A 6,448-nucleotide genomic window follows, 5' to 3' on the forward strand; every position below is an offset into this window, starting at 1 on the left:
GATTGAGAAGTCACGCATTTACCATGGCGACATGCGATAAAAACTGCAAGCGCAAAAGCAAAATTTGTTATCCTAGGGGCGAGCCATTTATTTAGCGTTATATGGAGCCTTCATGGCCAAAGCAAAAGCAACGATTTCGCCAGAGACGCAACAAGACGCCATGCGCGTTGCCAAAGCCACGCAAAAGCCCGGACAAACCAAGGCTCAGACAAAACTGATCGCTCAGGGGATTGAGAAAGGGATTGCGCAGTACAAAAAAGAACAAAAGGCAAAGGCGCGAGCACAGGATAAAGCACGAAAGAAACAGCAAAAGGCGACACCGACCGACGAACAACCTCGCGAGCCTGCGTCTTCCTCTCAACCACCCCCACAGGATAAAGGCTACCGCCATTTACCTTGGCTTTTACTCGTCGTAAGCTGGATAGGATTTATTGGTTACGCACTCGTGGGGGCATAATGGGAAAAAATCTGCTCGGCCTCATTGTCGTTTTTACGCTGTTCGGCTGCTCAAAAGGAGGCCCCATGGCAAAACAACCGCCTGTCACTGCCTGTGGTGACAGCCCTAATTGTGTTTCAACAGAAGACACGCGCGCGACGTTTCAGTTAGCGCCTTTGCGGCTGGCTAACACCGATGTTGCCTTGGCTAACATTGTCGAGAAAATTGCCTCAATGCCCCATGCAGAACTCGTTTCAGCCCAAGACAACTACGCACACTTACGCTTCACCACCCGGGTGTTGCGCTTTGTCGATGATGTTGAAGTCTCACTCAACGGAGACCAGATTGCGCTTCGCTCTGCCTCTCGTGTCGGCTATTACGACTTTGGCGCAAACCGTCGGCGTGCAGATGCTATTCGCCGTACACTCATTGAGGCGAAATTAGTCACACCCTCTGGTGCGTATTAGTTGATATAAGAGCGAATATCTCGCTTTTTATCCTCGACCCAATCGCGACGAAACGGGCCCCAGTCTTTTAGCTGGTAATAACCATCGTTATGGCGCTTGCCATCTTGGATAAATGTCATATCAATGCCTAGCCCTGACAACGATTTGAGCACATCCTGGATCGTGCGGCGTGGCCAGCCTGTTGCCTCAATCAAACGCGGCACGTTTGGGCGCTCCATCTCTTCTACCAGTGCGGCGAGATACAAGCGCCGAGCAAATACCGGGTTGAGTTCCATATGAACCTCCAACAATTACGAATGATCCCATTATTCATGGTGCCTACTAAGAGGCTTTGCGTTTGATCAAAACGCCATCAAATCGACGTGCTGCAGGCGCATTTACCTACGCATTTCACACATTCTTGGGCCATCAAATGACGCACATGCCTGCCGCGCTAGGTGTTGCGTTCATTAACCAGCAGTGTCACTCTTAAACCTTTGCCAACAAGCACGATAAGACCATGACAACTGTATTTGGGATCAAAAACTGCGACACCCTAAAAAAAGCCCTAAAGTGGTTGGATAACCAAGGTATCGACTATCAATATCACGACTATCGAAAAGATGGCCTAGACGCACAAATGCTGCAGACGTTTGTCTCAGCACTCGGCTGGGAAGCGCTAGTCAACAAACGTGGCACCACCTACCGCCAATTGAGTGATGAGCAAAAAGCCAATTTAGATCAAACCCGCGCGATCGCGATCATGCTTGATAATCCAGCGATCATTAAGCGCCCATTGCTCGTACACAAAGGTAGCTATTATCTCGGCTTCAAAGAGAATCAATACGCTGATATTTTCGCGTAATGTGATAGCCGATTCATTTTTGTTGTAAGGAAACCCTGATGACTGACTCTGCCACGCTGGCTTTAGCGAAAGATCTGATAAACCGAGAATCGGTCACGCCGGAAGATGCCGGCTGCCAAGATCAAATGATTGCGCGATTAGAAGCCTTGGGCTTCACCATTGAGACCATGGTGTTTGAAGATACCACCAATCTGTGGGCCAGACGGGGAACGGAAGGCCCTCTGTTTGCTTTTGCCGGCCACACCGATGTGGTTCCCTCAGGGCCGCACGAACAATGGCACACACCGCCGTTTGAAGCGACGGTGATTGATGATCATCTCCATGGACGTGGCGCCGCCGACATGAAAGGCTCACTGGCCGCCATGGTTGTGGCCGTTGAACGTTTTATTGCCGAGCACCCAGACCACTCTGGCTCACTGGCGTTTTTAATCACCTCTGATGAAGAAGGCCCGTTTATCAATGGCACTACCCGTGTGGTCGATACCCTAATGGCGCGCGGCGAAAAGATTGACATGTGTATTGTCGGTGAGCCGTCCAGCACCCACCATGTCGGTGATGTGGTGAAAAACGGCCGTCGCGGATCCATCACAGGGGATCTCTACGTCAAAGGCACACAAGGGCATGTTGCCTACCCTCACCTTGCGACTAACCCGGTGCATCAGGCGATGCCAGCACTCACCGAGCTTGCGCAAACACTGTGGGATAAAGGCAATGCGTTTTTCCCGCCCACAAGCTTTCAAATCCCCAATATCAAGGCCGGCACTGGCGCGGTCAATGTCATTCCAGGGGAGTGCCATGCACAGTTTAACTTCCGCTTTAGTACAGAGTTGGACAGTGAAACCATCAAAAAGCGGGTTTACTCGATTTTAGACGCCCATGGGCTCGACTATACCCTTGAGTGGACGCACAGTGGTGACCCTTTCCTAACCGATAAAGGCACGTTACTGGATGCAGTGGTGGCGGCGGTGGAAGAGGTGAACCATCAAACACCAGAATTGCTGACCACTGGCGGCACCTCCGACGGACGTTTTATTGCGCAAATGGGGGCGCAAGTGATTGAGCTGGGTCCGGTGAATGCCACTATCCACAAGGTCAATGAGTGTGTGAGCATCCCGGATTTAGAAAAGCTGACTGACATGTATCAAAAGGTCTTGGAGAAGGCACTCCCTTGATGCCGACACCCGCACAGCTCACAGGGCAAGACGCCTCCGCGCTAACACCGATTAACAGTCGACCTAATGCGCCCTGCTTGCACCAAGCGGTATTCGCCGACTTTGCCGCCCTACAACAGGCGGCATCGCAAGCGGGGTTCACGCTCATGATTGCCAGCGGCTATCGCTCGTTTGCGCGTCAGTTAGCCATTTGGAACGGTAAATTTAATGGCGAAAAGCCAGTGTTAGATGCTGAGAGTCGCCCGTTAGATGTGTCAACATTGTCAGAGGCAGCGCGGGTCAAAGCGATACTGCGCTGGTCAGCCTTGCCAGGGGCAAGCCGCCACCATTGGGGCACAGACATAGACGTGTATGACAAGCGCGCACTGGGGCCGGATCAAAGGTTGGCGCTAATTCCACCAGAATATGATGATGGCCCTCAAGCGGCCTTCTCACAATGGCTCAAAGTGCATGCCCCTAAGTGGGGGTTCTTCCTGCCTTATGCCGAAGATAAAGGTGGGGTTGCGAGAGAGCCTTGGCATATCAGCCATATCGCCACCAGCGCCGCCCTCTTGTCAGCATTGAGCCAAGACATGCTTGCCAGCGCGATCAGCAATGCGCCTATTTGTGGTAAAGAGACTATTCTTGAGCAGTTGGATTGGATATATTCAACCTACGTCACTAACTTGTGCGAGGTGGAACAATGGAATGGCTAACCAACCCTTATGTCATTATTGCCATCGTGGTTGCCGTGGTGGTCAGTAATATCATGGCACTCAAATATACCGCCAACGCAAAATTTGGCCTTAAGTATAAAGATAAGCCTGATAAGCATCAACGTTCAGCGTCTGACGATGACGCACAAGCACAGTCAGATCAAGACAAAGCTCCGTACCATCAACGTGATGACCAATAAGCGCTTGGCTGACTCTTCGTTGCTACAGCGACCTGGTTTGTTGAACAAGTCAATGGAACCATTCACCCAAGTTTACGCTCTACTCCTGTGAAGACCCAACCAAAGCAAACACATTGGACGAGATCGCAGTAACGTGCATGATGACAAACTTAATATCTATTATGATAAACGTGTTCCATTTTGATAAAATTTTTAGGGATTAATAGGCTGTGGTATCAGCCTTTTTATTTTTCTATAGAAAGCGAGGGAGTGAAAAAATTTACTCGAAGTCTCACTAATATCAAGGCCTTCAGAGCAATTCACTAACTCGAGCATCTTTCATTTTGTCTATCTCCCAGGCTGTCTTTCATTAGCATTGGCTCAGGTTCTCGCGTTGACAGTATTTTTACTCGGGGGTATATTTCTTTTCGCATTAATTTACGGTTTATGCTTATAAATGAATAGTGCAGTTCATTAACTTTAATCTGTATAGTACGTCTTTAGGATCTAAATAGCATGAATAAAAAAAGTCTGTGTAAAAAATGGTGTCTTTTGTTAGTGGCGAGCTTGTTTGCTAATGCTTCATTTGCACAAGATTGGCTAGAGGGTGTTTATATCAATCAAGACAAAGATTCTCTTATGGAAGAAGTGATTTTCTGTCAAGGTGGTAAAGCATATGCAGGTATGTCGCCTAGAAAGTATGAAATGACAGCGAAGAACGATGAAAAGCTCGTTGTGCTAAAGTCAAACGGCGTATTTACTTTTAAAGTCTCTGCTGATAACAAAGAACTGTTCCCTGTCGATGATTTCACCAAAAACTGGTTTACAGAAAAAACACTTCTTTTAGATAGTAATCGAACAGATACTTGTAAATAGAAGAGATCATCGTAGTTCCGGTGAGGTATTGTTCAGAATTCTGTGTCATTTCGTTCAACTATACTAAAAAGGGATAACACATGACCAAACCAACAGCCGATATAGATGCCGCCTTGCAAGCTTTGCGTGAAGATAAAGACCTCACCAGTAAAGATGGCATTTTAACACTACCGACGTTGTTTCCTAAATCATTGAATTTATCACTCTAGCGAGGCGTTGTTGAACAAGTCATTCACCTAGCGCACTGTTCCCAGAGAAATAAATCCTATCGCTCAACTCGGTAACTAACAGGCATACCGAGTCTTATGACTTTGTTCCTCGCTTTCACGTTGGTCAATGCTTCGCCAACTTGTGCATCGTAGATCTCAATTACGATGCAGATATCAAAGCAAAATGGGAACAGAACCGGGATGCAATGATTTGGTAGAGAGATAAAAACTGGCTGATATTAACGGATCAGTGGTGAGTCAATGAAAGTGATTCTGTGATGGTCTGATCAGCAGAAGTTTCTCCTTGTGCCTGTCAGATTTTAGGAGCAGATCGAAAAATAGTAAAAAATAAGAAACCAATTGTTCTGCTATGTGTGATGATTGAGTGACTTACTCCCCGCAAACAATCTAAAGGTTTCAATGTATTACCGTATTTTCAAGTCATTGCCTGTTGTCGCTGTGTTAGTAGCAACCAGTGGATTCAGTGCTCACGCAGAGTCGATTTATCCGTATAAAACAGCTGAAAAAAATGTCATCTATCAACGATTCAGTAATCGTCCGGCACAGCCGTTAGCAAATGCCAAAGCCGCAGATTTTCAGCTGTTGTATAAGGGGCAGGATATTGCTGTCGGCTACTCCTCTGGCAATTATTATTGTAATGCAGAGCAGTTACCTACCGGGCTGGATACGGACTCTGCACGTATCATAGGCAGTTTCCTTGTAACAAATGTAGGGTCATTCGCTTTGTGTAAGCAAACTGTAGATATCGACCTGGAGCATTTTCAGGCTCTGAGTCATCCGTTTTACCGAAATGGAAATACAATTTTACTGATTAGCGGCAAGGTACTTAAAGGCGCAGACGGTAAAACATTTAAGAGTGCCTACGGGCACGGATATGATGCAAAAAATTATTTCTATGTAGCGGAAAAAACGGTCAAAATACCCTATCAACATCAGGTGAAAATTTCTGAAGACTGTCGAGGTTGGGCTACGATTGATGGGAAAAGCTATTACTCCGGCGAGCTACGCAATGATGTGGATGCATTTAGTTTTAAATGTCTGAGTTTTAATGCTGCCGCAGATAAAAAAGGGTTTCTGATTGCAGGGAAGCGGAGTCTGGAATTTCCTGCTGACGTTGATATGAAAGCGCTTAAAGTGCTTGAAGGTAATTTTGTTTCGGATGGTCATTATGTCTGGTTTGCCGGTATTGAACCTTACTCATTTAAGGGGATTTCGGCGAAAACAGTGCAAGTGAACGGAACAACCATTTCTGATGGAAAGCAGAGCTGGCAGTGCGAAACTTATCACTCCAGTGGGCAGCCAATGTGTCAGAAAACTCAATAATGCAATCATCGGTTTATCTTCACTTTTCCGGAAGTATATTAACCAGCGAGGCCTTATTTGGCCTCGCTGAAGTCAATATTCCACAGCAGTACATCTGACAGAACTGAGCCAGTGCCGTTGTGATTGCCCGTGGTAATGGCCCCACAGCGCTTGCTCGCCCCGCCAAACAATATCACCTTGTTCGTAAGCGGTTAATAAACCGGTGAACGCCTACTCGACATCACTG

At 47.2% G+C, this 6,448-nt stretch carries 10 protein-coding genes; 9 read left to right on the forward strand and 1 reads right to left on the reverse strand.

Annotation, left to right across the window (positions count from 1 at the left end):
- Positions 1 to 112: 112 nt before the first annotated feature.
- Positions 113 to 457 carry a DUF2956 domain-containing protein gene (locus C7A19_RS04625; RefSeq protein ID WP_077456937.1) on the forward strand — a complete coding sequence of 115 codons (345 nt, stop codon included), beginning with the start codon at positions 113 to 115 and terminating at the stop codon, positions 455 to 457.
- Positions 458 to 522: 65 nt separating this feature from the next.
- Positions 523 to 903 carry a DUF1499 domain-containing protein gene (locus C7A19_RS04630; RefSeq protein ID WP_158012831.1) on the forward strand — a complete coding sequence of 127 codons (381 nt, stop codon included), beginning with the start codon at positions 523 to 525 and terminating at the stop codon, positions 901 to 903.
- Here the strand turns inward: C7A19_RS04630 and C7A19_RS04635 are convergent.
- Positions 900 to 1,178: a helix-turn-helix domain-containing protein gene (locus tag C7A19_RS04635; protein WP_025740011.1), complete on the reverse strand. Its 279-nt coding sequence runs from the start codon at positions 1,176 to 1,178 to the stop codon at positions 900 to 902. The genes C7A19_RS04630 and C7A19_RS04635 overlap by 4 nt on opposite strands.
- Before the next feature lie 224 nt (positions 1,179 to 1,402).
- Here C7A19_RS04635 and C7A19_RS04640 point away from each other — a divergent pair, with 224 nt between their 5' ends.
- From C7A19_RS04640 to C7A19_RS04670, 7 genes are all read left to right on the forward strand, one after another.
- Positions 1,403 to 1,747, forward strand: coding sequence for an ArsC family reductase (locus tag C7A19_RS04640; RefSeq protein WP_069361108.1), 345 nt, complete (start codon positions 1,403 to 1,405; stop codon positions 1,745 to 1,747).
- Between the two features lie 38 nt (positions 1,748 to 1,785).
- Entirely contained in the window at positions 1,786 to 2,919 is a 1,134-nt protein-coding gene (gene dapE / locus C7A19_RS04645) for a succinyl-diaminopimelate desuccinylase (protein WP_116644312.1), read from the forward strand.
- Complete coding sequence (locus C7A19_RS04650; protein WP_116644313.1) at positions 2,919 to 3,614, forward strand: M15 family metallopeptidase; 696 nt, start codon at positions 2,919 to 2,921, stop codon at positions 3,612 to 3,614. Before dapE ends, C7A19_RS04650 begins: the two co-directional genes overlap by 1 nt.
- Positions 3,602 to 3,814 carry a DUF2897 family protein gene (locus C7A19_RS04655; protein ID WP_116644314.1) on the forward strand — a complete coding sequence of 71 codons (213 nt, stop codon included), beginning with the start codon at positions 3,602 to 3,604 and terminating at the stop codon, positions 3,812 to 3,814. The genes C7A19_RS04650 and C7A19_RS04655 overlap by 13 nt, the downstream gene beginning before the upstream one ends.
- Before the next feature lie 495 nt (positions 3,815 to 4,309).
- A complete protein-coding gene (locus tag C7A19_RS04660; protein ID WP_116644315.1) occupies positions 4,310 to 4,669 on the forward strand; it encodes a hypothetical protein in 360 nt (119 codons plus the stop codon).
- Between the two features lie 80 nt (positions 4,670 to 4,749).
- The gene (locus C7A19_RS15810; protein ID WP_255565805.1) at positions 4,750 to 4,878 is read left to right on the forward strand and encodes a hypothetical protein; all 129 of its coding nucleotides are present in this window, start codon (positions 4,750 to 4,752) and stop codon (positions 4,876 to 4,878) included.
- A gap of 420 nt (positions 4,879 to 5,298) precedes the next feature.
- Positions 5,299 to 6,222 carry a hypothetical protein gene (locus C7A19_RS04670; protein ID WP_116644316.1) on the forward strand — a complete coding sequence of 308 codons (924 nt, stop codon included), beginning with the start codon at positions 5,299 to 5,301 and terminating at the stop codon, positions 6,220 to 6,222.
- Positions 6,223 to 6,448: the final 226 nt, after the last annotated feature.

The sequence above is a fragment of the Salinivibrio sp. HTSP genome, assembly GCF_003390965.1.
GTDB lineage: Bacteria > Pseudomonadota > Gammaproteobacteria > Enterobacterales > Vibrionaceae > Salinivibrio > Salinivibrio kushneri.

Coding starts and splice junctions, on each gene's coding strand:
- dapE (WP_116644312.1), top strand. CDS start 1,786: ATGACTGACTCTGCCACGCTGGCTTTAGCGAAAGATCTGATAAACCGA.
- C7A19_RS15810 (WP_255565805.1), top strand. CDS start 4,750: ATGACCAAACCAACAGCCGATATAGATGCCGCCTTGCAAGCTTTGCGT.
- C7A19_RS04625 (WP_077456937.1), top strand. CDS start 113: ATGGCCAAAGCAAAAGCAACGATTTCGCCAGAGACGCAACAAGACGCC.
- C7A19_RS04630 (WP_158012831.1), top strand. CDS start 523: ATGGCAAAACAACCGCCTGTCACTGCCTGTGGTGACAGCCCTAATTGT.
- C7A19_RS04670 (WP_116644316.1), top strand. CDS start 5,299: ATGTATTACCGTATTTTCAAGTCATTGCCTGTTGTCGCTGTGTTAGTA.
- C7A19_RS04635 (WP_025740011.1), bottom strand. CDS start 1,178: ATGGAACTCAACCCGGTATTTGCTCGGCGCTTGTATCTCGCCGCACTG.
- C7A19_RS04640 (WP_069361108.1), top strand. CDS start 1,403: ATGACAACTGTATTTGGGATCAAAAACTGCGACACCCTAAAAAAAGCC.
- C7A19_RS04655 (WP_116644314.1), top strand. CDS start 3,602: ATGGAATGGCTAACCAACCCTTATGTCATTATTGCCATCGTGGTTGCC.
- C7A19_RS04650 (WP_116644313.1), top strand. CDS start 2,919: ATGCCGACACCCGCACAGCTCACAGGGCAAGACGCCTCCGCGCTAACA.
- C7A19_RS04660 (WP_116644315.1), top strand. CDS start 4,310: ATGAATAAAAAAAGTCTGTGTAAAAAATGGTGTCTTTTGTTAGTGGCG.